Below are 24129 nucleotides of genomic sequence, written 5' to 3'. Positions count from 1 at the left end.
GTTATCCTGGTTCACACAAGCTTTGCGGGAATCAAGCCGCGCAGCGAATTGCCGACAAAGAGTGCCTTGGCCGACTTCAGATCGTCGTAGCTGTAGATTGCTTCTTCCGCCCGGCCTTCATCCAGAAGCTCGGCGCGCAATACGCCAGGCAGCAGGCCGCAATCGAGCCGGGGCGTTGCCAGCACGCCGTTGCCGAAATCGGCGAAGACATTGGTGATGGTGCCTTCGCAGATTTCGCCGCGCTCATTGACCAGGATCACCTCGTCGGCCTGGGTGACGAGATACTCGGAACGGGCATGGGTGTAGAGCTGGCGCCGGCTGGTCTTGTGGCGCAGCAGCGTATTGCCTGAGTCGAGCCGCGTCCGCGCCAGCCGCAGCACCCAGACCTTGTCGGCGGCGAGCGGTTCGTAGGGCTGTGCCGAGGCCGTCGCGTCGCCGTTGCGTGCCAAAGCGAGCCGCGTGCGCATGGCGGTTCGGGCGCCATCAAGGGCGTCGCTCAACACCTCGGCTATCCGTTGCGGATCGCAGGCGAAGCCGAGCTCCGCCGCCGAGCCATAGAGGCGTGCAAGGTGGCGATCGAAGCGCAGGAAGCCCGTCCCGGGCTGCCAGCGCATGGTTTCGATCAGCTCGAAATCGGCGGTGTCCCCGTCGCGAAGCGGGCTTTGAGCAGACACTCCTGATACTCCTCCTCGGGCGTCGAATCGAAGACGATGCCGCCGCCGACATTGTAGACGGCCTCGCCGCTGGCAAAGAGCGAGATGGTACGGATCGCCACGGAAAAGCGCATCGTGCCCCCCGGTGCGATCCAGCCGATGGCGCCGCAATAGACGTCGCGCGGCGTGCTCTCCAGATCGTGCAGGATCTCCATAGCGCGAATCTTCGGCGCGCCGGTGATCGAGCCGCAGGGAAACAGTGCTGCAAACACCTGGCGAATGGTGAGACCCGGCAGCAGCTTCGCCCTGACGTCGCTCACCATCTGGTGGACGGTCGGGAAGCTCTCGATGCGGAACAGTTCCGGCACTTCCAGCGTGCCGACCTCGCTGATCAGCGAGATATCGTTGCGCAGGAGGTCGACGATCATCCGGTTCTCGGCCTGGTTCTTCTCATCGTTGCGCAGGAAGGTCTTCTGCCGCTCGTCCTCGGTCTTGGTCGCGCCGCGCGGGGCCGTGCCTTTCATCGGATGCGTTTCGATCATCCCGGCCGCATTGATCTCGAAGAACAGTTCGGGCGAGCGCGACAGCACGATGGGATCGCCCAGCGTCACCAGCGCGCCGTACTTCACCGGCTGGCGTTCGGTCAGCGCATCGAAGGCGGCAAGCGGGTCGCCCGACCATTGCGCCTGCACCGGAAAGGTCAGGTTGCCCTGGTAGCAATCGCCTTGCCTGATGTGCTGGTGCAGCCGCGAGAAGCGTTTCTCATAGTCCTCGAATGACCAGGCCGCCCGCGCATCGAAGATCGGGCCGTTCGGGGCTGCTGCGTTGCGTGGCGGCACCGCTTCTTCGACCGGAGCATCGAAAGCACCGAGGCAGATCAGCGGCGCGCGACGCCCCTTGGGCAGCAACGGAACGAGTTTCGGCTCGAGCAGATAACCGGCCTCGTAGGAGAAATAGCCGGCCAGCCATTTGCCGGCGTCGTGCGCGGCCTGCGCTGCTTCCAGCGCCGCCTGGAAATCCCGGGCCTCATGCGCCACGATGATATCGGCCGGCCGGTCGAATACGAGCTGACGCGCGCTTTCGTCGTTGCGGAAAATGGCGGCGGGCAGGGACATGGGGACCAGGATCGATGAAGCCGTCGATCGCTCTATATGGGGGGGCGCTCGCGTGCAATCGAGGGAACGGCACCTTGCCCCTCAAAGCCGACCTCGTGGCGACCTTGCCTGCCAAAAAGAAATCAGCGGGGCCTGTGGCCCCGCCGGCTTGATGATCTGCCTTTGCCGCTCAGGTGTTGCTGGCGGTTCCGGCTGTCGGAAACTGCTTGGCGAATTCCTTCTCGTCGCCGGCGGCGAGCAGCTTGGCTTGGTCGATCCAGCGTTCGCGGGCGATGCGGCCGTCGAAGTTCATCACGTCCTCGATCCGCTTGATGTCGGCTGCGGTCCAGGCGGCGATCTGGGCGAAGGTGGTGACGCCCTGCGCCTTGAGCAGCTTCTCGTTGACCGGGCCGATCCCGATCAGCCGGCGCAGATTGTCGGGCTTGCCAGCCGCAGGCTTGGCTGCCGCCGGGGCGGCCTTCTTGGCGGCTGCCGGCTTGGGCGCGGCCGAACTCTTTGCTGCCGAAGCCGTGGAGGCAGCAGGTTTGCTCGCGGCGGGCTTGGCGGCCGCGGGCTTCGGTGCAGCCGACTTGGCGGCGGCAGCCTTCGCCGGCGCCGCCTTCGCGGCTGGTTTGGCAGGCGCAGCCTTGGCCGCCGCCGGAGCGGATTTGGCTGCCGCCGGCGTTGACATCAGGGCGGCCGGCGGCTGACTGGCGGCCTTTGCTCCACCCGTCTGCGCGTCGCGCAACTGGCGCTCGAGGTCGGCGCGGGTCTTGCCGCATGCATTGAGTTCGCCGGTCAGGCGATCGCTGTCGGCACGCAGCTTGTCGCGCTCGCCGCGGGTGCGGTCGAGGTCGCCGCGCAAACTGTCGAGCTCACCACGCAGGCGACCCCAGATGAACCAGCCAACCAAAACGCCTACAAGGAACGCCAGGACCACGTAGAAAAAAGTGCCCATTGTCTCTCTCCAGTCAGATCCGTCTGCCGTGGGTCATGACCTTCGGCGATGGACTACTCGGTGATGGTTCCGCGGGTTCGCAGAACAGCCGGCTTCGGTTCGAGCTGTCGGCGATCGGCTTCTCCAGCCCATGGCCAACGGCCGTTGTCGCGTTCGCCTGAGCGTCAGGACCGGCTGAGATTCTCCCTCGCCGATCCGCATAGGCTCCGGCTGAGCTTGCGGCGAAGGCTATCATAGAGCTTGTGGAAAGCTATGGGAAAAACTTCCGCCTAGAGTTCTTCAAGAACAAATATTTAGCGAAAGAACAGTGCCGTTCCAACATGCATTCCGGCTAAACTGTTCTTTGCAAGCGAGAGCGTCTCAGCCGTCGAGCATTTCCAGTTCATCGATCAGGCCGCTGATGACACCGAGCCCGATCTGCCAAAAGGCGGGATCGGTGGCGTCGAGGCCAAAGGGCGCCAGAAGCTGCGAATGATGCTTGGTGCCGCCGGCGCGCAGCATCTCGAAATACTTGTCCTGAAAACCGCGCTCGGCGTTCTGGTAGACGGCGTAGAGCGAGTTCACCAGGCAGTCGCCGAACGCATAGGCATAGACGTAGAACGGCGAATGAATGAAGTGCGGGATGTAGGTCCAGAACACCTCGTAACCCTCGCGCAGCTTGATCGCCGGGCCGAGGCTTTCGGCCTGCACTTCCAGCCAGAACTGGCCGAGCCTGTCGGATGTCAGTTCGCCGTTGCGGCGCTCGGCATGCACCTTGCGCTCGAATTCGTAGAAGGCGATCTGGCGCACCACCGTGTTGATCATGTCCTCGACCTTCTGGGCGAGCATGGCCTTGCGCTCGCGCCGGTCGGTGGTCTGCTCGAGCAGCGAGCGGAAGGTCAGCATCTCGCCGAAGACCGACGCCGTCTCCGCCAGCGTCAGCGGCGTCGAGGCCATCAGCGCGCCCTGGCCGGCGGCCAGCACCTGGTGCACGCCGTGGCCGAGTTCATGCGCCAGCGTCATCACGTCGCGCGGCTTGCCCATGTAGTTGAGCAGCACATAGGGATGGGCCGACGGCACGGTCGGATGGGCAAAGGCACCCGGCGACTTGCCCGGGCGCACCGGCGCGTCGATCCAGTTGCGGTCGAAGAAGGTGCGCGCGATCTCGGCCATCTCGGGCGAGAAGCGCTGATAGGCGGAGAGCACGGTGTTGCGTGCTTCGTCCCAGCCGATCACGGATTGCGGCGTCTCCGGCAGCGGCGCGTTGCGGTCCCAGTGGTTCATCACGTCCATGCCGAGCCAGCGCGCCTTCATCGCGTAGTAGCGATGCGACAGGCGCGGATAGGCCTCGCGCACCGCGGTGGCGAGGGCGTCGACCACGCCGCGCTCGACGCGGTTGGCGAGATGGCGGGAATCGGCAATGTCCTCGAAGCCGCGCCAGCGGTCGGAAATTTCCTTGTCCTTGGCCAGCGTGTTGGTGATCAGGGTGAAGGTGCGCAAATTCTTGCGGAAGGTCGCGGCCAGCGCCTCGGAGGCGCGGCGGCGCACCTCGCCATCGGCATCCTGCAGGCGATTGAGGGCTGGCTCCAGCGTCAGATCCTCGCCGTCGACGTCGAAGCGAAGGTCGGTCATCGTCTCGTCGAACAGGCGGTTCCAGGCGCCGCGCCCGGTGATCGACTTCTCGTGGAAAAGCTGCTCGACGCGGTCCTCGAGCTGGTAGGGTTTGTCCATTCTGAGGTCGAGCACCCAGGGCCGGTAGTGGCCGAAAGCGGGATCGCTGGTGAGCGCGCTTTCGATCGCGTCGTCGTCGATCAGGTTCAGTTCAAGCGCGAAGAACAGGAGATGCGCGCTGGCGTCGGTCATCTTCTCCTGGATGTCGCCATAGAGCTTGGCACGCTGCGGATCGGCGGTGTTGCCGGCATAGACGAGGCCGGCATAGGAGACGATGCGGCCGATCAGTTCCTCCAGCGCCTCGTAGGCGACCAGCGCCTCGCCCAGCTTGCCGGCGCCGCCGCGCCCGGCCTCGGCGGCGAGCGTGCCCTTCCAGCGGGTCTCGAAAGCGATCGCGTCGGCGGCTGCCCTGGCGATGTCACGCTTCAGTTCCGGGGCTTCCATGCCGGCATAGAGGTCGGCAAGGTTCCATTCCGGCAGATCGCCAAGCTCGGCCGCGCCCTGACCGGACGCCGGTGCCGCAAGCCGCCGACCAAACATCATGCGCATCGACAATACCTTCTGTGAAATATGAGGTCAGAATCAAGGGGATCAGGCAAGCCGGTCAAATCGTAAGGAATTCGTTCACCGGGTTTTTTGAAACCTTATTTAGAACCCTGTGCCAAGATGATCCATGGGGATTTCGGGCGCGGGCAGTTCAAGACAGTCATGACAGGTTCCATACTCATAGTCGATGACGATCCCGTGCAGCGCCGGCTGCTCGAGGCGGCGGTGACGCGGTTCGGCCACACGGCAATCGTCGTCGACGGCGGCGAGGCTGGCCTCGATGCGCTCGACGGGCCTGGCGCCCGCGACATCTGCGTGGTCATTCTCGACCTGGTCATGCCCGGTCTCGACGGCATCGGCGTGCTGAAAGCGATGCGCGAACGCGACATCACCGTCCCGGTCATCGTGCAGACCGCCCAGGGCGGCATCGACACCGTGGTGTCGGCGATGCGCCACGGCGCCTTCGATTTCGTCGTCAAGCCGGCGTCACCCGACAGGCTTCAGGCCTCGATCGCCAATGCACTGAAAGTCGAAGCGGTCGAGGGCGAGGTCAAGCGCACGTCGCGCAAGCGCGGCGGATTGCTGACGTTCAGGGACATGATCACCCACAGCCCGGCCATGGACAGGGTGATACGCCTCGGACAGAAAGCGGCCGGATCCAACATCCCGATCCTGATCGAAGGCGAATCCGGCGTCGGCAAGGAATTGGTGGCGCGCGCCATTCAGGGCAGCGGCGACCGCCGCTCGAAACCCTTCGTCACCGTCAATTGCGGCGCCATTCCCGACAATCTGGTCGAATCGATCCTGTTCGGCCACGAGAGGGGCTCCTTCACCGGTGCCACCGACAAGCACACCGGCAAGTTCGTCGAAGCGCATTCGGGCACGCTGTTCCTCGACGAGATCGGCGACCTGCCGCTCGACGTGCAGGTCAAGCTGTTGCGCGCCGTGCAGGAGGGCGAGGTCGATCCGGTCGGCGGCCGTTCGACCGTCAAGGTCGATATCAGGCTGATCTCGGCGACGCATCGCAACCTCCTGCAGCAGGTCAAGGACGGCAAGTTCCGCGAGGACCTGTTCTACCGGCTCAACGTCTACCCGATCTTCGTGCCGCCGCTGCGCGACCGCCGCGACGACATTCCGCATCTGGTCACGCATTTCATGGAAAAGGTGGCGCCCGCCGACCCGCGCCATCGCCTGCAAGGCATTTCGCCGGCAGCGCTTGCCGTGCTGGAGGCCTATGACTGGCCCGGCAACATAAGGCAGCTCGAAAACGCCGTCTTCCGCGCCTCGGTGCTGTGTGAAGGCGATGTGCTCGATGTCGATGATTTTCCGCAGATCCGCGCGCAGGTGGAAGGCACGGTCAATCTCGAAACGGACGACACGGCACCTCGCCTGTCATCGCCTCCGGAACTCCGCGATGAGGGGGACCTGGTCGGCGATGCCGCTCCAGCCGCCGAGCAGGATCGGCCGACCCTGCTTCAGCCCAGATTCGGCACGCTGCGGGCGCTCGACGAACGCGGCAATGTGCGGGCGCTGGCCGATGTCGAACTCGAGATGATCAAGCTCGCCATCGACCACTACAACGGTCAGATGAGTGAAGTCGCCCGCCGCCTCGGCATCGGACGCTCGACGCTGTACCGCAAGCTCAAGGAATATGGCATCGACCCGGAGACGGGTCGTGTCGACCGCCTCGCTTCCTAAGGTGCGTTGATATTCAGGTGAGGCCGGCCTGCAAACGGCGGCTTCCTGCGCTTCCCCGTTTTACTGCGTCGCAGTAGAACTGTGCTCACCTACGAAAAGTATGCTCCGCTCCGGTTCTCGGTATCAACCGTTTTCGGCTCGGCCTGACCTGAATCTCAACACAACTTGGGAGCGCTGGATCTCTTCCAAAAACCAGGTTCGCGTTTCCGGCACAAGGCCGGGACCAGCTTGCAATGGCAGGATTGGCCTCTATCGGGGTTTCGTCTGGAATATGGCATGCCTGTGGACAGCTCTGTTCACGCATTAACGCTAACGGTAACAGATCGTGTTCGGCCAAAGCCGGAATCCTGATCTAAACCAGCGGTTTACCAAGAAACCTTGTGAACAATTTTTGACGGGATATCGCCATGGTGTTACCGCATTTCGGCTTCAATAAGCGATGATTAACCATTAGGATCGATATTCGGATGTGAAAACGACACATCCGTTTGGGCAAATCCGGGGACAAACGGCAGCCTGCAAGGCCTTTTGATTTGAACAGAATCGAACGACTCAAAAACGGGCGTCATGATCACTTGAGCGTCTGGCCGAGATGGCTGGCAGCGGTGATTGTCGCTTTTGGTTTTGTTGCCGCGGCGGTCACCGGCGCCAGCGCCGAAACACGTACGCTGAAGCTTTATCACCTGCACACGCACGAAAAGGCCGAGATCGTCTACAAGCGCAACGGCCGCTACGTTCCCGAGGGCCTGCGCAAGATCAACATCATCCTGCGCGACTGGCGCCGCAATGAACCGACCAAGATGGATCCGCGCTTGCTGGACCTGGTCTGGGAGGCCTATCGCGAAAGCGGCGCCACCGACTATATCCAGGTTGTGTGCGGCTACCGTTCGCCGGCGACCAATTCGATGCTGCGCAGCCGCAGCCGCGGTGTCGCCGAGAAGAGCCAGCATATGCTCGGCAAGGCGATGGATTTCTATATTCCCGGCGTGCCGCTGAAGAAGCTGCGCAACATCGGCCTGAAGATGCAGGGCGGTGGCGTCGGTTACTACCCGACCTCCGGTTCGCCGTTCGTCCATATGGATGTCGGCAATGTTCGCCACTGGCCCGGCATCAGCCGCCAGGAACTGGTCAGCCTATTCCCCAACGGCAAGACGCTGCATGTGCCGAGCGACGGCCGTCCGCTTCCCGGCTATGAGCAGGCGATGGCCGCTTACAAGGCACGCAAGGGTGCTGGTACGCCCAATGTCGAGCTTGCGAGTGCTGGCGGCAGCGGCAAGAAATCCGGTGGCTTCCTTTCCGCTTTGTTCGGCGGTGGCGGCGACGACGAAGCCGACGACAGCGCCGATGTCGAGACCGCTTCGGCCGCCCCCGCGCCCAAGCCCAGAAACCTGAAGCCGGCCGCGACCGCCAAGAGCGGCAACCTGCCGGGCATCGCCATCGTGGCGCCCGAGAATGCGCAGCGCGCCAACGTTCCGCAGATTGCCGACGAGCAGGCGCCGGAACCGGAAAAGGATACGCCGGAAACGATCATCGCCGCGCTGCCGGCCAAGGAGATTCCGCTGCCCGATTTCGCGCCGCGGCCGAAGGCCGATGTCGGCGCGCAGCCTGAGAACGTTCCGTTCGCCATGGCGGACGCGACGGCTACCACCGAACAGGCCGTGGCGACCGCGCAGGCGCCGGCGAACATGCCGTTCGGCAAGGCTGACCCCGCAGCGCTCGCGGCGGCGGCTGCCGCCGATCCGGCGCAGGTTGCCGTCAACAATATCCCTGTGCCGACATGGCGTCCTGAACGCACGCTGCCGGCGGATCTCGCGCCGCCGCCCAGCAAGGATGTGCTGATGGCGCTGGCGGATACGGCCGAAAAGGGCAAGACCGCGACGGATGCGTTCTCGGTGCTACCCTCTGCGCGGCCCGAGCCGGCCAAGCCGGACGCCGTCAAGGCCGTGCTCGACGAGGCCAACGCCCAGGTCGGCAATGCCGACGAATACAAGCAGGTCGGCAATGCGGACGAATACAAGGTTGCGTCGCTCTCCGAAGAGCCGCGCTCGGCCTTCAACGATCCGTCTTACGTCGATGTCGCCTCGCCGCGCCAGGCCGTTGCCGCCCGTCCGGCCGGTTCCGATCCGGCCGCAGCGATCGGCGCCGGCGTGAAGACAACCCGCAAGGAAGCCAGGGCCACCGCTCGCGACCAGAAGCCGGGCCCCAGGGCCATGGTGGTCGCCGCGGCGCCCCAGGCCGCCCGCTGGGCGCTGACCAGCGGCGACAACGTCGCCACCGTTTCGAGCGCGACGACGGCGCCGGGCTATGCCTACAACATCGTGCATACGCCGCCGAGCGAGGTCTATACGGCCGGCTTCCAGACCGACGCCCAGGCGCCAGATCCCAGCCGCTTCACCGGCAACGCCGTCAAGTTCCTGTCGGTCGCCCGCTTCCAGACGAAGTAGCGGCTGGCCAGATAAAACAGAAGCCGCGCTGGGCAACCGGCGCGGCTTTTTGCTTTTCAGGTTGCGGCAGATGCGATGCCGTGATGTTGGGCATCACACGCGGCTGAACTTCTCGTGAGGCCGGAACGGCACCCTCATTTCCGGGTTAGTGTGTGTGCGTTCCAACCTGAGGATATTCATGAAGAAGATTCTACTGGCGTCAGTTCTGGCATTGGTTGCAGCATCTGCCGCGATCGCTCCATCGAAAGCCGAAACCGTGATCATCAAGAATGGCAAGCATCACTGCAGGACCAGGCTGGTCATTGGGTGCACCATCACAGGGTGACCGAGAAGGTCAGGGTCTGCCACTGATCCGGAACCGATAGGATCCGGGAGAATTGGCCCGGTCGGCGGGAGTCGGCCGGGCCTTTTCGTGCCAGCTGATGCAGCGCGTAGGTCCTGGTTGCGAGCCTTAGTCGATTTCCAGCGTGGCTGCCTCGCCTCTGGCCAGAAGCCGTGCGGCGTCACGCGCCGGCGGCAATCCGAAATGGCGCGCATATTCCCGGCTGAACTGGGATGCGCTTTCATAGCCGACGGCAAAGGCGACACGCGCGGCGCTGCCCGGTTCTGCTATCAGCAGATGACGCGCCTCCAGCAGCCGGACCTGCTTCTGGTACTGGATCGGGCTCATGGCCGTCGCCGCCTTGAAGTGGCGGTGGAACGAAGCGTTGCTCATATGGGCCAGCGCGGCCAGTTCCGTCACATCGATAGGCTCGTTGTAGTGCGATCGTATCCAGGCGGTGGCGCGGCGGATCTGCGACAGGCGGCCGTCAGCGCGCGCGAGCTGACGCAGCTTGGCGCCTTGCGGCCCCTGCAGCAAGCGAAACGCGATCTCGCGTTCGAGCATGGGCGCCAGCACCGGAATTTCGGACGGACGGTCGAGCAGCCGCAGCATGCGGCGCCAGGCATCGAGCAGTTCGTCATCCAGCCGGTTGGTCACGAAGCTGTCGCCGTCGACCGCCGGCTTGTGGTCGATAAGCAGGCTGGCGATCAGCTCGACATCGAGGGCGAAGGCGATGGCCATGTAAGGACGGGCGCTGCTCGCCTCGATCAGCTGGCTGGTGGCGGGCGTCTCCACCGCATAGACGAAATAGCTGCCGGCGCCGTAGCGAAGCGTGCGGTCGCCGATCAGCACAGTCTTCGCACCTTGCAGCACGAACAGCACCGTCGGTTGGCAAAGCTCCGGCAGCGGCGGGGTCGGAACCTCGCTGCGGCCGATCGTAACCCGCGGGATGGCCGTCTTTGTGCGCCGCCCATGCGCATGGCGGCCGGCGATCGCGATCAGTTCCTGCAGGGCGTCTTCCATGTCTTCAGCATTGCCGATCCATGCAGGCCGCGCAACCGGTTGAGAGGATTAGGCAAGAGGACGCGAGTATCCGGCGCGCCAAATCGGCCGGCGCACGTCATGTCTGGGTTTCAAAGAAGGAGATGTGGACATGACGACGAAAACGAATGCGCTGATCACCGGGGCCAACAAGGGCATCGGCCTCGAAACCGCCCGCCGGCTGGCGGCCATGGGGTTCAAGGTCTGGCTCGGCGCCCGCGATGCCGAGCGCGGGGAGGCTGCGGCAAGGGTGTTGCGCAATGAAGGGCTCGACGTCGAATGGCTCGCGCTCGACGTCGCCAGCGACGACAGCGTCGCGGCGGCGGCCAGAAACTTGACGGCGCAGGTCTCCAGCCTCGACGTGCTGGTCAACAATGCCGGCATTGCCCCAGGCTATGTCGACGCGCTCGGACCTGACGGCCGCTACGAACGGCCGCCAAGCCGCGAGGATGTCGCCGACATGCAGGCCACCTATGACGTCAACGTCTTCGGCCCGGTTCGCGTCACCCAGGCCTTCCTGCCGCTGCTCCTGGCTGCGCCGGCCGCCCGTATCGTCATGGTCAGCAGCTATCTCGGCTCGATCGCGCGCGCCGCCGGCAACATCCAGTCGCCCAATGTCATGGGCTACGGCAGCTCGAAGACCGCACTCAACGCCATCACCGTGGCGTTTGCCAGGGAGCTTTCGCCTCGCGGCATCATGGTCAACGCCGCCGCTCCCGGCTACACCGCGACGGACCTCAATGCGCACAGAGGCGGCCGTACGGTGCAGCAGGCCGCCGGGGTCATCGTGCATCTGGCGATGCAAGAGGCTGGCGGGCCGACCGGCGGCTATTTCGACGAGAACGGTCCGTTGCCCTGGTGAGTGAGGGCCAGGCTATTTCCTGAGCTGGCTGGCAGCGCGTGCGAGCGCTTCGATCTCGTCCCATTTGCCGGCCTTGACCATGTCGTCGGGCGCGACCCAGGAGCCGCCGACGCAGATGACGTTGGGCAGGCTGAGGTAGTCGGCGGCGTTCTTGCCGGTGATGCCGCCGGTCGGGCAGAATTTCACGTCGGCCAACGGCGAGGCGAAAGCCTTCAGCGAGGCGATGCCGCCGGACTGCTCGGCCGGGAAGAATTTCAGGAAGCGCAGACCCGCCTCGCGCGCGGCCATGATCTCGCCGGGCGTGATGGCGCCGGGCAGCAGCGGAACCTCGCTGTCGGCGGCGGCCGCCAGAAGCTCGCGCGTGATGCCGGGGCTGACGATGAAGCGCGAGCCGGCTCTGGCCGCCTCGTCGAACTGCCTGCTGTCCAGAATGGTGCCGGCGCCGACAATGGCTTCCTCGACCTCGGCCGCCACCCGCCGGATCGCTTCCAGCGCGTCGGCGGTCCTCAGCGTGATCTCGATCGCCGGCAGGCCGCCGCGTGCCAGGGCACGGGCCAGCGGCACGGCGTTGGCGACATCATCGATCTTCAGCACCGGGATGACCGGCTGGCCGTTGAGGAGCGACAGGAGTTTTTCGGTCATGCTGGGCATCTGCCTCTCCATAGCCAAGGGGTGATTTCAACCGATTAGCAGACGGGTGTTTGCCTGTCCACGAAACCGGTCGCGTCGCGATGTCACGCGCCGCCAGGCAGGTTACGGGCTCCATCCCGACAGGGCCATGACAGATACCGAAGTCCGTTTCGCCTTGAATCGGCTTTTACGAGCGTCTAGTTGCTCTGGCAATGACACCGTCCGACCCATCCCAGCCCGTCCGCGTCGCCGCGCTCTACCGGTTTGCCCGGCTCGACGCCTTCGAGACGCTGCGCGCGCCGCTCGCGGCCTTCTGCTGCGGACACGGCATCAAGGGCACGCTGCTCCTTGCGCATGAAGGCATCAACGGCACCGTCGCCGGCAGCGAAGAAGCGATCGCCGAGCTCATCGACTGCATCGAAGCCATCGACGGGTTGGCCGGCCTGGAGGTCAAGTTCAGCAGTGCCGCGGACATGCCGTTCCACCGCATGAAGGTGCGGCTGAAGCGCGAGATCGTTACCATGGGCGTCGAAGATATCGACCCGGTGGCGAGTGCCGGCACCTATGTCGCGCCCGCCGACTGGAACGCGCTGATTTCCGAGCCCGACACGATCGTCATCGACACGCGCAATGCCTACGAGGTTTCGATCGGCACGTTCAAGGGCGCGGTCGATCCGGCGACCGCGAGCTTTCGCGAGTTCCCGGCCTGGGTGGAAGCGCACCGGGAGGAGCTCGAGGGCCGCAAGGTGGCGATGTTCTGCACCGGCGGCATACGCTGCGAAAAGGCGACCGCCTATGTCAAGTCGCTCGGCTTCAAGGATGTGTTCCATCTCAAGGGCGGCATCCTCAAGTACCTCGAGGAGGTTCCGGCGGAGCAGAGCCTGTGGCAAGGCGAGTGCTTCGTCTTCGATGAACGAGTTTCGGTGTCGCACGGTCTCGCCGAGGGTGACGCGCAACTCTGCCGTGCCTGCCGCCATCCGCTGACGGCGAGTGAGTTGGCATCGCCCAGATATGCCGCAGGCATTTCTTGCCCGCATTGCTTCGACGCCCGCACCGACGAGGACCGTCAGCGCTACGCCGAGCGCCAGCGGCAGGTCGAGCTTGCACAGGCGCGGGGCAAGGGGCCGCATATCGGGTCCTGATCCGGGCGAGGGAGCCCGGCAAAGCGGCGGCCTGTCATTGCAATGTCAGGTTTCGGGACCTACGTCTTCGGCGTTCGAAACCTGCCCGTTCGGCCGGGCAAAAGCTGGAGGCACTGAATGTTCGATCCCAAGAAGCTTCTCGACGATCTGCTCGGCTCGCAAATTCCCGGCACCAGCGGCACCGTCCGCGACAAGGCGGGCCAGGCGGTGCAGATGGCCAAGGACAACCCGCTGGCCGCCGGTGCGCTGGCCGCCGTGCTGCTTGGAACAGGGGCCGGCCGCGAGGTGACCGGTGCCGCGGTGAAGCTGGGTGGATTGGCCGCGATCGGCGGCCTCGCCTACAAGGCCTACCAGAACTACAAGGCCGGCAACGCGCCGGAGCAGGCGCCCGCCGCCGGCGAACCGGAATTGCTGCCGCCGCCCAAGGACACCGCCTTCCATCCGTCGCAGGCGCCGCAGGGCGAGGATGAATTCACGCTGACCCTGGTGCGGGCGATGATCTCGGCGGCCAAGGCCGACGGCCACGTCGACGACGAGGAGCGCAAGAAGATCGCCGGCAAGCTCAGCCTTTCGGGGATCGACGCCGATGCCGAGAAATTCCTGATGGCGGAGCTGGAGCGGCCGCTCGACCTCGACACGCTGGTGGGGGAGGCCAAGACCGACGCGCAGAAGCTCGAACTCTACACGGCATCGCGTCTCACCATCGATCCCGACACGCGCGCCGAGCGCGGCTATCTCGACCTGCTTGCCGGCCGGCTTGGCCTGCCGGACGCGCTGGTCGACCATGTCGAGGCGACGGTTTCGGCGGCCAAGGTGCCCGCAACAAAGGCCGGGACTTCGCCCAATCCACGCAGGTAGGGTCAGATCGGGACAGGCCGTCTTTCCGCGTTAACCTTTCGTTAACTCAGGAAGCGCATGATTCTACACAGTCGGATCGGCTTTTCCTCCTCCCAAGCCCGGTTCAGATCAGGGCGGTCGCCAATGACCGCCCTTTTTGTCGGCCCATGCCGGGGCTTTCTCCGAAAACCGGACATGATTTTTCGAGGGCATGCTCGCGCAGGTCCGCTTGCCATCGCTGCCGTCATTTGCGATGCCTTCTGCCGAGCCAGATCCTGAAAATCAGTCGGGCACGCTCGGCGCTGCCGGAGGACATCAGCCATGACCGAAGAAAGAACCGCCATCGTCACCGGCGCCGGCACGGGCATCGGCAAGAGCGTCGCCACGGCGCTGCTCAAGGCCGGCTGGAACACGGTGTTCTGCGGCCGCCGCAAAGCGGTGCTGGATGCCGCGATCGTCGAGGCAGGCCGGACCGAGGCCAAGGCACTGGCGGTCGCCTGCGACATCAGCAAGGCCGGCGAGGTCGACGATCTGTTCGAAACGGTGGCGGAAGCCTTTGGCCGCGTCGACCTGCTCTTCAACAATGCCGGCATGGGTTACAAGTCGACGCCGATCGACGAGATCCCGGTCGAAGTGTGGAACGATATTGTCGGCGTCAATCTCACCGGTTCGTTCCTGTGCGCCCGTGCCGCCTTCGGTGCCATGCGCAAGCAGCGGCCGATGGGTGGGCGCATCATCAACAATGGTTCGGTGTCGGCCTATGCGCCACGCCCGGGCTCGGTGCCCTATACGGCGACCAAGCATGCCATCACCGGCCTGACCAAGACGCTGGCGCTCGACGGCCGGCCCTACGACATCGCCTGCGGCCAGATCGACATCGGCAATGCGCTGACCGACATGGCGCAGCCGATGACCGTCGGCGTGCCGCAGGCCAATGGCTCCATCGCCGCCGAAGCGGTGATGGATGTCGAGCACGTCGCCGATGCCGTCGTCCACATGGCCAGCCTGCCGCTCGAGGCGAACGTACTGTTCATGACCGTGATGGCAACCAAGATGCCGTTCGTCGGGCGTGGGTGAGCAGCGGACGCTGGCAGGGCCTCCGCCGCCGGCTCATTTGCCCGCCAGCGGCGCGCCGGGCTTGAAAAGCAGGATGGGCCTGATCTCGTAGACGGCGGTCGGATTGACGCGGCGAAGGTCGCGGGCGATGGCGATGGCCTCGTCCCGCGCGGCGCAGTCGACGACATAGAGGCCGAGCAATTGTTCCTTGGTCTCGGCGAAAGGACCGTCGATGACCACGCCGTCGCCCGGACCGCGCAAGGTGAAGGCATCCTGCGTCGCCCCCAGACGCGCAGACGGTCCAAGCGTGCCTTCCTCACGAAGCCTTGTGTTGATCTTCAGCAACTCGGCCATCAGTGCCGCATCTTCCTGCGGCGTCAGCGCCTTGATCGCGTCTTCCACGTGATAGGCAAGGATTGCATAAAACATACGAGGAACCTCACTTCGATCCTTATCCGAGGACCGTAGCCGTTCTCGAGATGCACGCCCAGTCTTGGCCGCTTGCCTGCGGACGGCTCATGACACCGCCATGGCAGCCGGCCACAAACCATCCCGACCCGCGCGGCAGACGCCAAGCCTCACTTGGCGAGGAACGCCCCGATCCGTTCCAGCGCGCGCAAGATGTTCTCCTCGGAGTTGGCGTAGGAGAGCCTGACATAGCCTTCGCCGAGAATGCCGAAATCGGGGCCGCCGATCAGCGCCACGCCGGCGTCGTCGAGCAGCGCGGAGGCGAGCTTCTTTGCCTTCCAGCCGGTCTTCGAGACATTGGGAAAGGCGTAGAACGCGCCCTTGGGCGTGATGCAGGAAATGTTGGGCAAGGCGTTCAGCCCCTCGACCACGACCTTCCTGCGGCGGTCGAAGGCGCGCATCATCGTGTCGACATCGTCCTGCGGGCCATCGATGGCCGCGATGCCGGCGAACTGGCTCGGCGCGTTGACGCAGGACCAGCAATTGACCGCCAGCTTGCGCACCTTGTCGTAGAGATGGGCACCCTTGTCGCCGTTCGGCCAGATCGACCAGCCCATGCGCCAGCCGGTCATCGCCCAGGTCTTGGACCAGCCATTGAGCACGATCAGCCGGTCGCGGATTTCGGGGAAGCCGAGCAGCGAGCAATGCGTCTCGCCGTCATAGGTCATGACGTCGTAGATCTCGTCGGAGAGGATGGCGACATCGGGGTGCTTCTCCAGCCCCTTGACCAGCTTCTCGATCTCGGCGCGCGGCGTGACGCCGCCGGTCGGGTTGGCCGGCGAGTTGAGGATCAAGAGCCTGGTCTTGGAGGTGATCAGCGCCAGCGTTTCCTCGGCTGAAAAGGCAAAGCCGTTTTCCTCGCGCATCGGCACGGGAATGGGGGCCGCACCGGTGAATTCGATCATCGAGCGGTAGATGGGAAAGCCGGGGTCGGGATAGAGGATCTCGGCGCCGGGTTCGCCGAACATCAGGATGGCGGCGAACATGGTCGGCTTGCCGCCCGGCAGGATCATCACCGTCTCGGGCGAGACCTCGACGCCGGTGGTGGTCAGCGTGCGCCGCACCACCGCCTCGCGCGTTGCCAGAAGCCCGTTGGCGGGCGTGTAGCCGTGGTGGCCGTCACGCAGCGCCTTGATCGCGGCCTCGACGATGTGCTGCGGCGTCTTGAAGTCAGGCTGGCCGATGCCGAGATTGACGATGTCGCGACCCTGTTGGGCCAGAGCAGTCGCCCTCGCGAGCACCGCGAAGGCATTTTCCTCGCCGAGACGGTCGAAGGCCGAAATCGTGTGGAGCATTTTTCCCGTCCGTGTGGTTCTTACTGTGGGGTTGCGTTTTTGTGAGCTTCGGCCCGCAAAAGTCAAACGGATTGGAGTCTTCGGTGTCGGAAAATCTCAAAGATTGGCAACCGCGCCCGCGACCCGAGCGCAAAGCGATCGACGGCCGCTATGTCAGGCTCGAACCGCTGAGCGCCTCAAAGCACGGTGACGGGCTCTATGAAGCGTCTTCCGTGTCCGATGTCGACGGCCGCTTCGCCTGGCTGCCCGACTATCCGCCGGAAACCCGCGCCGCCTTCCAGCCCTGGCTGGACAAGGTCGAGGCGAGCGAAGACCCGCTGTTCTTCGCCGTCATCGACAAGGCCAGCGGCAAGGTCGCCGGCCGCCAGACATTGATGCGCATCGATCCCGCCTACGGCGTCATCGAGATCGGCAACATCTATTGGGGGCCGCTGATCTCGCGCAAACCGGGCGCGACGGAAGCGCAGTTCCTGTTCATGAAATACATCTTCGACGAACTGGGTTACCGCCGCTACGAATGGAAGTGCAACAACCGCAACGAACCGTCGAAGCGGGCCGCGGAACGGTTCGGCTTCAAGTTCGAAGGCATTTTCCGCCAGCACCTCATCGTCAAGGGTGAAAACCGCGATACCGCATGGTATTCGATCATCGACAAGGAATGGCCGGCCCTGCGCAAAGCCTATGCAGCGTGGCTCGATCCGGCCAATTTCGACAGCGCCGGCCAGCAGAAGCGACGGCTCGAGGATTTTCGCGCGGATTTCGGCGCCTAGGAGTTTGCCATTGGCGCATTCCCACGACCATAGCGGCCATGATCACGGCGGTGCCGGCCATGTGCATGGCGCGACCGACAAGAAGCGCGTGCTGATCGCCGCCTGCCTGACGGCGGGCTTCATGGTGGCGGAAGCGCTTGGCGGTCTCTTCACCGGATCGCTGGCGCTGCTGGCCGATGCCGGCCACATGCTCGCCGACGCCATCGCACTCGGCCTTGCCTGGTATGCCTTCCATCTTGCCGGGCGGCCGGCGACCGGGCAGCTCACCTATGGCTTCGGCCGGGTCAAGACATTGGTCGCCTACACCAACGGCATCGCCATCTTCGCCATCGCGCTGTGGATCGTCTACGAGGCCTGGCAGCGCCTGCTCACACCGGCGCCGGTGCTGGGCGGACCGATGCTCGTGGTGGCGATCCTCGGCCTGCTGGTCAATATCAGCTCCTTCCTGGTGCTGCATGGCGGCGACCGCGAAAGCCTCAACATGCGCGGCGCCATCCTGCATGTGCTGGGCGACCTGCTCGGCTCGGCAGCGGCAATCGTGGCGGCCCTGGTCATCCTGGCGACCGGCTGGACGCCGATCGACCCGATCCTGTCGGTGCTGGTCTCGCTGCTGATCCTGTCGACGGCCTGGTCGCTGATGCGCGCCGCAGCCCATGTGCTGCTCGAAGGCGTGCCGCCAACCCTCGACCGGGATCTGATCGCCACGGACATCCAGAGCGCGGTCAAGGGCGTGCGCGAGGTGCATCATATGCATATCTGGTCGCTGGACGGGACAAGCACCATGGCGACGCTGCATGCCTGCCTCGACGAGGACCTCGATGCCCATCAGGCCGTCAGCGCCATCAAGAAGCGGCTTGCCAGCGAGCATGGCATCAGCCATGCCACCGTGGAACCGGAATTCGGCCAATGCGCCGACGAGGCCGACGACCACGATCATGAGCATGAGCACGATGCGGCCGCGCATCACAGCCACCATCACTAAGCCCGGTCGGTAACCGGCCCCGCCTCAGGAGTTCCACAGCTTTGAAAGCCAGCTTGACGAATGCCCGCTGCCCCGGTGCTGCATGATGGACCGCGACACCAGGAATGCCGCTATTGCCGCGCTGTGGATCATGCTGCTGTTCGGCATTGCCGCCTTCTACCTGCCAACCGTGATGCTGGCACTCGGCAGTCTCTCAACCGTGCTCGCCGGTATATTCGGCATCGTCTTCGTGCTGGCGTTTTTCCTCGTCTTCTGGCTGCGCGCGCGCAGCCAGCGCAAAAATCAGGACAAGTAAGGGAATTTTGACATGCGCATTCTGATCACTGGCGCCGCGGGCATGGTCGGCCGCAAGCTCATCGCCCGGCTGGCCAAGGACGGCACGCTGCGCGGCAAAAAGATCGCCGCGCTCGACCTGCACGATATCGTGCCGCCGCAGGCCCCGGCCATGGAGGGCGTCAGCATCAGCACCCATACCGGCGACCTTGCGGAAGCGGGCGCTGCCGAAAGCCTTGTCGCGTCGCGGCCGGATGTCATCTTCCATCTCGCCGGCATCGTGTCGGGCGAGGCGGAAGCGAATTTCGACCTCGGCTACCGCGTCAATCTCGACGGCACGCGGGCTTTGTTCGATGCGATTCGCCTGGCGGGTTTTGCGCCGCGCGTCGTCTTCACCTCGTCGATCGCGGTGTTCGGCGCGCCGTTCCCGGATATCATCCCCGATGACTTTCACCCGACGCCGCTGACCTCCTATGGCACGCAGAAGCAGATGAGCGAGGCGCTGCTTGCCGACTATTCCAGGCGCGGCTTCTTCGACGGCATCGGCATCCGCCTGCCGACCATCTGCGTGCGGCCCGGCAAGCCGAACAAGGCGGCCTCCGGCTTCTTCTCCGGCATCATCCGCGAGCCCTTAAGCGGGCAAGAGGCGATCCTGCCGGTGCCGCGCTCGGTTGTGCACACCCATGCCAGCCCGCGCTCCGCGGTGAACTTCCTGATCCATGCGGCGGAGATCGACAGTGCCGTGGTCGGGCCGCGCCGCAATCTGACGATGCCTGGCGTCGCCGTCACCGTCGGCGAGCAGATCGAGGCGCTGGAGCGTATTGCCGGGCCGAGAGTGGTAAAGCTGATCCGCGAGGTACCGGACGAGACGATCTGGGCGATCGTCAAGGGCTGGCCGACCCGCTTCGAGGCGAAGCGGTCACGGGAGCTCGGCTTCAGCGCCGAGAAGAGTTTTGACGAGATCATCCGCGCCCACATCGAGGATGAGCTGGGCGGCCAGATTCCTGGGTAGGAGTTGCCATCCCATTTCGATGGGATGGGGAAGGGCCTAGACGCTGCCGGTCAGGCTGGCCGACAGCAGCAACAATCCGAACAGGAAGACGAAGGCGGCGCCGCCGATCTCGACGATCGAGTGGATGCGGTTGCCCATGCGGCCGTCGCCGGCGAAATACACCGCCCAATTCTTGGCGGTCACGGCAAGCGTTGCCAGCGCCGAGACGGTGATGGCAGTGCCTAACGACATTGCCAGCACCGACAGCAGGCCGCCGATCCAGAGCCCGTTGAGCAGCGCGAAGCTCAGCACGATCAGTGCGCCGGAGCAGGGGCGGATGCCGACGGCCGCCACCGCCGACCAGGCGGTGCGCCAGTCGAAGCGATCGCCCGACAGCAGCGCTGGATCGGGCGCATGCGAGTGGCCGCAGGTTTCGCAGACCTCGCCCACCGCGTGATCGTGATGCGCATGGTCATGATGCGCGTGATCGTGCGCGCCATGGTCGTGATGGTGGTCATGCGCGGCGTGCTCGTGATGGCTGTGCGAATGGTCATGGTCATGGTCGTCATGCCCATGCAGTGCGTGCGAATGCGCATGCGCCGAATGGCTGTGCGCGGCATGCGAATGACCCGCGTGAGAGTGCCCAGCGTGCGAGTGACCCCCATGCGAATGGCCGGCGTGCGCCGCCGAGAGACTGTAGGCGGGCGCCCTGCCGAACAGGCGCAGGATGGACGGGCCGAGCTTGCGCCACAGCAGCCAGGCGCCGAACAGAGTGACGAGAGCAAAGCTCATGATCTCCATGAACCAGGCCGCGTCGGTCATCGAGATGGTTGTGCCGCGCAGGACGAAATAGGCAAGCAGCATGACGGCGATCGCCGTCAGGCCCTGCAGCAGTGCCGAGACGAAGGACAACAGGATGCCGCGCTTGAGCGCCACTTCATTGGCCACCATATAGGAGGAGATCACCGCCTTGCCGTGGCCGGGACCGGCGGCATGGAAAATGCCATAGGCGAAGGACAGGCCGATGAGCACCCAGAGCTTGCTGTTGTCCTGGCGCATCGCCTTCATGGCTGTCGCCAGCGCGCGATAGAATTCCTGCTGGCGCAGGTTGATCCACATCAGGATGTGGGCGAACGGGCCGGTGGTGGGCGCCATGCCGTCATTCACGCCGATGCCGAGCGAAGACTGGGCGTGCGCGGCATTGGCGAAATGCATTGCGGCAAAGGCGAGGGCCAACAGGCCGAATGCCAAACGCAGGGACGGTTTCGTCACCGGCTTCATCCTTCTGGCTGACAGGTCAGTTCGAGCTTGGTGGCAAAGATCTTGCTCATGTCGGTGCCTGTCGGGTCGTTGAAGAAGGCATCCGTCAGGGTCTTCTGGTTTTCCTTGATGGCTTCATCCGGATCCGGACGGATCACCTTGCTGGTGCAATTCGACGGCAGGCCCGCAACGGTGATGTTGGAATCCTCGGTGAAGTCGATCGCCGTGTAGAAGGTCGGATCGTAGACGCCGATGTCGATTGTGCCGGTCAGCTTGATCGGCTCCTTGGGTTCCGACTCGAACAGGATGATCAGCTGGTCGTTGTCGAAATTGGCCATCAGATGTGGAGGCGGCACCATCGTCACGTCCTTGCCGTTCTGCGTGACGAGCTGGAAATAGTTGAATTCGGCCAGCGAGGCATGAACGGTGTCGGCGACCTCCTTCAGCTCCTTGTCGTCAAGCTTCAGGTCGGAGTTTTTGTCGAACTCCATCATCACCGTACTCGAAAACAGGTCGTCGAAGCGCCAGAGATGACGCAGCGCTTTCACACTTTGGTGATCCGGAGAGAGGATCACGTCCAGGCGTGCCTCGGCAAAGACGTGCGGATGCACGTAAGCCGGTCCCGTCGCGGCAAGGGTCGCCGCCAGGGCCGAAGCCGTTATGATTGCGTGCCGTTTGAGGTGCATTCCCGGTCGCGATTCCCTTGGCTTTGGAGAGGACCCGAAGGTTACCAGAAAGGGGGCGAAATTGGGACCGCCAGTGCGCGTCACCCAAAAGTGCGCAGCGGTTTTGGGATCATGACACGCACAAACTCAGTGCGTGTCACCCAAAAGTGCGCAGCGGTTTTGGGATCATGACACGCACAAACTCAGTGCGTGTCACCCAAAAGTGCGCAGCGTTTTGGGACCACGACACGCACACTACAGGAGCCCGGGGCAGGTCAAGCGACCTCACGCGTCCTGAACCACTGCACCAGGAAGTCGACGAAAACACGGACCTTGGCCGGCAGATAGCGGCGGTGCGGGTAGACGGCGAAGATGCCGCCGCCCGACAGGATGCGGTCGTCGAGCGCCGTCACCAGCTGGCCGCTCTTGAGATCGGGCGAGGCGATGAAATCCGGCAGGATGCAAAATCCGAGTCCCGACAGGGCCGCAGCCCGCGCCGCCATCGGGCTGTTGACCTCGATCGGGCCTGATACGGCGACGCTCAACTGATCGTTGTTGTCGCCCTTGAACGCCCAGTTGTTCAGCCCGCGGCCGTTGGTGTCGACGATGCAGGGCATGTGGCCGAGATCCTGCGGCCGCGTCGGCATGCCATGCTTGGCGATCAGTTCGGGCGAGGCGCAGAGTTTCACCGAAAACGGCGCCAGGCGTCTCGCGATCAGCGACGAATTCTCCAGGCGCGAGATGCGCACGGCGAGATCGAAGCCCTCCTCGACCAGGTCGACGAAGCGGTCGTCGAGCTGGATGTCGAGCACGATGTCGGGGTGCTGCTTGGCGAAGTCGATCAGCGACTGGCCGATCGGCGCATCGGCGAAGGTGCGCGGCGCCGACAGTTTGATCCTGCCGCGCACGTCGCCGGAGGATTCGCGCACGGCGTCCGCCAGGCTGTCGACCTCGCGTACGATCTCCGAGGCGCGCCGGTAATAGGTGTGGCCGGCCTCGGTCATCGAGAATTGGCGCGTCGTGCGGTTCAGCAGCAGCGCGCCGAGTTCGTCCTCCAACTCGCGCACATATTTCGACAGCAGCGCCTTGGAGCGGCCGATCTTGCGCGCCGCCGCCGAAAAGCCCTCGGCCTCGACGACGTCGATGAAGGCGCGCATGCGGGTCAGTGTGTCCATGGTTCAGGCCCCTTGTGCTGCGTCGAGAAGTTTTCGGCCGAGCCGTATCAGGGCAATGTCGCTCCCGGAAGGGCCTAACAGCGAAAGCCCGAACGGTGCGCCGGCGACCGAGCCGATGGGCAACGTGATCTGTGGAAAGCCGGAAAGCCCGGCGAGGCACAGAAGATGCAAGGCGCGCTCGCGATAGGCCTGGAACTCCTCCGGCGTCGAGTTCGACATAGGGCGCCGGGCCCGGCACCGTCGGCAGGACAAGGAAGCCGTCCTTGCCGAGCAGGGCGCTCAGCTCGCCACGAAAGGTCAGGCGGCGCACTTTTTCGGCCTGCGCCGTGCGGTCATCGACGGCGCGGCCGAAGCCGAAACGCTCCTCGACGCCGGGACCAAGGTCGCGCTCGCCGCTGGTGATCCATTCGCCATGCATGCCCCAGGCTTCCTTGGCCTGCAGCCGGCGAAAGCACCAGTAGAGTTCATCAGAGGAAGAGCTGAAGTGCTCGGTCGAGGTCGCCGGCGCACCGAAAACCGTGCCCACCAGCGCCTTCATTGCGGCATATCCGGCAAGTGCGGGGCGAGCGACCATCTCGTCCAGCCAGGTGAGCGATATCGGGCGGTCCAGCGAATGCTGGTGCGGGTCGCGGCCGAGCAGCAGCTTGCCGACGGTCTCATAGGTCTCGATGTCGTCGGCGAACCAGCCGAACGTGTCGAAGCTCGGCGCCAGCTTCATGGTGCCGTCGAGTGAAATGCGGCCATGTGTGGTGCGCAGCCCGATCAGGCCGCAAAAACTTGCCGGCGCGCGGATCGAGCCGCCGGTGTCGGAACCGGTCGCGATGTCGGCCAGCCTGCCCGCCACCGCCGATGCCGATCCGGACGACGAGCCGCCGGTGACGCGGTCGGGCGCCGCAGGGTTCACCGGAAACGGAAGATGCGCGTTCTGGCCGAACAGCGCGAAGGCCAGTTCGTCGGTCTGCGTCTTGCCGACGAAGCGGGCGCCGGCATCGAGAATCGCCTGCACGGCCGGCGCCGTGCGCGAGGCGGCATTGCTTTCGGCGAACTTCCTGGAATTGCCACAGCCGGTGCGGTAGCCGGCGACGTCGTAGATGTCCTTGACAGCCAGCCGCAGCCCCGCGAGCGGGCCGAGTTCGGCATGAGCCACTGGCACCTGGCGAAGATCGAGGAAGGCGTTGTAGGGGCCGTGCGTGCCTGTCATCGTTCGATATCCGGATACGGTTGCATGTACATTGTTCGATGCCAGAAATTTTACAACCTGCGATACGATTTTTATTGATTGTGAAATCCTTCGCCCCTATATCGCACTTGCCCAAA

21 protein-coding genes and 1 pseudogene are annotated in these 24129 nt (G+C 64.6%); 10 read left to right on the top strand and 12 right to left on the bottom strand.

Annotation, left to right across the window (positions count from 1 at the left end):
* Window positions 1–11 precede the first annotated feature (11 nt).
* From ACLGL5_RS34410 to ACLGL5_RS34395, 4 genes are all read right to left on the bottom strand, one after another.
* A complete protein-coding gene (locus ACLGL5_RS34410; protein WP_019861040.1) occupies window positions 12–674 on the bottom strand; it encodes an aminotransferase class IV family protein in 663 nt (220 codons plus the stop codon).
* Window positions 623–1780 carry an aminodeoxychorismate synthase component I gene (locus ACLGL5_RS34405; protein ID WP_420871156.1) on the bottom strand — a complete coding sequence of 386 codons (1158 nt, stop codon included), beginning with the start codon at window positions 1778–1780 and terminating at the stop codon, window positions 623–625. Before ACLGL5_RS34405 ends, ACLGL5_RS34410 begins: the two co-directional genes overlap by 52 nt.
* Window positions 1781–1937: 157 nt before the next feature.
* Window positions 1938–2705, bottom strand: a complete 768-nt coding sequence (locus ACLGL5_RS34400) for a helix-hairpin-helix domain-containing protein (RefSeq protein WP_038649407.1) — start codon at window positions 2703–2705, stop codon at window positions 1938–1940.
* A 360-nt stretch (window positions 2706–3065) separates the two neighbouring features.
* Window positions 3066–4904: a M3 family oligoendopeptidase gene (locus ACLGL5_RS34395; RefSeq protein WP_019861036.1), complete on the bottom strand. Its 1839-nt coding sequence runs from the start codon at window positions 4902–4904 to the stop codon at window positions 3066–3068.
* 159 nt (window positions 4905–5063) lie between these two features.
* On the opposite strand from ACLGL5_RS34395, the gene ACLGL5_RS34390 reads away from it, so the two are divergent.
* The gene (locus ACLGL5_RS34390) at window positions 5064–6599 is read left to right on the top strand and encodes a sigma-54-dependent transcriptional regulator (protein ID WP_069093528.1); all 1536 of its coding nucleotides are present in this window, start codon (window positions 5064–5066) and stop codon (window positions 6597–6599) included.
* 575 nt (window positions 6600–7174) lie between these two features.
* Window positions 7175–9043 carry a peptidoglycan L,D-endopeptidase MepK gene (locus ACLGL5_RS34385; protein ID WP_069093078.1) on the top strand — a complete coding sequence of 623 codons (1869 nt, stop codon included), beginning with the start codon at window positions 7175–7177 and terminating at the stop codon, window positions 9041–9043.
* Window positions 9044–9494: 451 nt separating this feature from the next.
* Here ACLGL5_RS34385 and ACLGL5_RS34380 read toward each other — a convergent pair whose 3' ends face one another.
* Window positions 9495–10388, bottom strand: a complete 894-nt coding sequence (locus ACLGL5_RS34380) for an AraC family transcriptional regulator (RefSeq protein WP_064980769.1) — start codon at window positions 10386–10388, stop codon at window positions 9495–9497.
* Window positions 10389–10518: 130 nt separating this feature from the next.
* Here ACLGL5_RS34380 and ACLGL5_RS34375 point away from each other — a divergent pair, with 130 nt between their 5' ends.
* Window positions 10519–11268, top strand: a complete 750-nt coding sequence (locus tag ACLGL5_RS34375; protein WP_069093077.1) for an SDR family NAD(P)-dependent oxidoreductase — start codon at window positions 10519–10521, stop codon at window positions 11266–11268.
* Between the two features lie 12 nt (window positions 11269–11280).
* Here the strand turns inward: ACLGL5_RS34375 and ACLGL5_RS34370 are convergent, their stop codons facing one another.
* Window positions 11281–11919, bottom strand: coding sequence for a 2-dehydro-3-deoxy-phosphogluconate aldolase (locus tag ACLGL5_RS34370; protein WP_069093527.1), 639 nt, complete (start codon window positions 11917–11919; stop codon window positions 11281–11283).
* Between the two features lie 191 nt (window positions 11920–12110).
* On the opposite strand from ACLGL5_RS34370, the gene trhO reads away from it, so the two are divergent.
* The 3 genes from trhO to ACLGL5_RS34355 all read left to right on the top strand — a co-directional run bounded on the left by trhO (window position 12111) and on the right by ACLGL5_RS34355 (window position 14954).
* Window positions 12111–13040, top strand: coding sequence for an oxygen-dependent tRNA uridine(34) hydroxylase TrhO (trhO, locus tag ACLGL5_RS34365; RefSeq protein ID WP_069093076.1), 930 nt, complete (start codon window positions 12111–12113; stop codon window positions 13038–13040).
* A 117-nt stretch (window positions 13041–13157) separates the two neighbouring features.
* Window positions 13158–13898 (top strand): tellurite resistance TerB family protein, encoded by a 741-nt coding sequence (locus ACLGL5_RS34360; RefSeq protein ID WP_069093075.1) that lies wholly within the window; start codon window positions 13158–13160, stop codon window positions 13896–13898.
* Between the two features lie 300 nt (window positions 13899–14198).
* Window positions 14199–14954 (top strand): SDR family oxidoreductase, encoded by a 756-nt coding sequence (locus ACLGL5_RS34355; RefSeq protein WP_069093074.1) that lies wholly within the window; start codon window positions 14199–14201, stop codon window positions 14952–14954.
* A 33-nt stretch (window positions 14955–14987) separates the two neighbouring features.
* Here the strand turns inward: ACLGL5_RS34355 and ACLGL5_RS34350 are convergent, their stop codons facing one another.
* Window positions 14988–15362 carry a YciI family protein gene (locus ACLGL5_RS34350; RefSeq protein WP_069093073.1) on the bottom strand — a complete coding sequence of 125 codons (375 nt, stop codon included), beginning with the start codon at window positions 15360–15362 and terminating at the stop codon, window positions 14988–14990.
* A 149-nt stretch (window positions 15363–15511) separates the two neighbouring features.
* Window positions 15512–16696 (bottom strand): pyridoxal phosphate-dependent aminotransferase, encoded by a 1185-nt coding sequence (locus tag ACLGL5_RS34345; protein WP_019861023.1) that lies wholly within the window; start codon window positions 16694–16696, stop codon window positions 15512–15514.
* An 83-nt stretch (window positions 16697–16779) separates the two neighbouring features.
* Between ACLGL5_RS34345 and ACLGL5_RS34340 the strand changes: the two genes are divergently transcribed.
* From ACLGL5_RS34340 to denD, 4 genes are all read left to right on the top strand, one after another.
* Window positions 16780–17466: a GNAT family N-acetyltransferase gene (locus ACLGL5_RS34340; protein ID WP_027047365.1), complete on the top strand. Its 687-nt coding sequence runs from the start codon at window positions 16780–16782 to the stop codon at window positions 17464–17466.
* Between the two features lie 10 nt (window positions 17467–17476).
* On the top strand, window positions 17477–18448 hold the full coding sequence (locus ACLGL5_RS34335; protein WP_069093072.1) for a cation diffusion facilitator family transporter: 972 nt from the start codon (window positions 17477–17479) through the stop codon (window positions 18446–18448).
* Between the two features lie 82 nt (window positions 18449–18530).
* The gene (locus tag ACLGL5_RS34330) at window positions 18531–18743 is read left to right on the top strand and encodes a hypothetical protein (protein WP_019861021.1); all 213 of its coding nucleotides are present in this window, start codon (window positions 18531–18533) and stop codon (window positions 18741–18743) included.
* A 12-nt stretch (window positions 18744–18755) separates the two neighbouring features.
* On the top strand, window positions 18756–19733 hold the full coding sequence (denD, locus tag ACLGL5_RS34325) for a D-erythronate dehydrogenase (protein WP_019861020.1): 978 nt from the start codon (window positions 18756–18758) through the stop codon (window positions 19731–19733).
* 36 nt (window positions 19734–19769) lie between these two features.
* Here denD and ACLGL5_RS34320 read toward each other — a convergent pair whose 3' ends face one another.
* From ACLGL5_RS34320 to ACLGL5_RS34305, 4 genes and pseudogenes are all read right to left on the bottom strand, one after another.
* Window positions 19770–20993 (bottom strand): nickel/cobalt transporter, encoded by a 1224-nt coding sequence (locus tag ACLGL5_RS34320; RefSeq protein WP_069093071.1) that lies wholly within the window; start codon window positions 20991–20993, stop codon window positions 19770–19772.
* Complete coding sequence (locus ACLGL5_RS34315; protein ID WP_069093070.1) at window positions 20990–21658, bottom strand: DUF1007 family protein; 669 nt, start codon at window positions 21656–21658, stop codon at window positions 20990–20992. Before ACLGL5_RS34315 ends, ACLGL5_RS34320 begins: the two co-directional genes overlap by 4 nt.
* Before the next feature lie 254 nt (window positions 21659–21912).
* The gene (locus tag ACLGL5_RS34310; protein ID WP_019861014.1) at window positions 21913–22812 is read right to left on the bottom strand and encodes a LysR family transcriptional regulator; all 900 of its coding nucleotides are present in this window, start codon (window positions 22810–22812) and stop codon (window positions 21913–21915) included.
* Window positions 22813–22815: 3 nt separating this feature from the next.
* A pseudogene (locus ACLGL5_RS34305) lies at window positions 22816–24013 on the bottom strand (amidase).
* Window positions 24014–24129 lie beyond the last annotated feature (116 nt).

The sequence above is a fragment of the Mesorhizobium sp. U510 genome, assembly GCF_059180695.1.
This window is presented reverse-complemented; position numbering and strand designations above follow the sequence as displayed.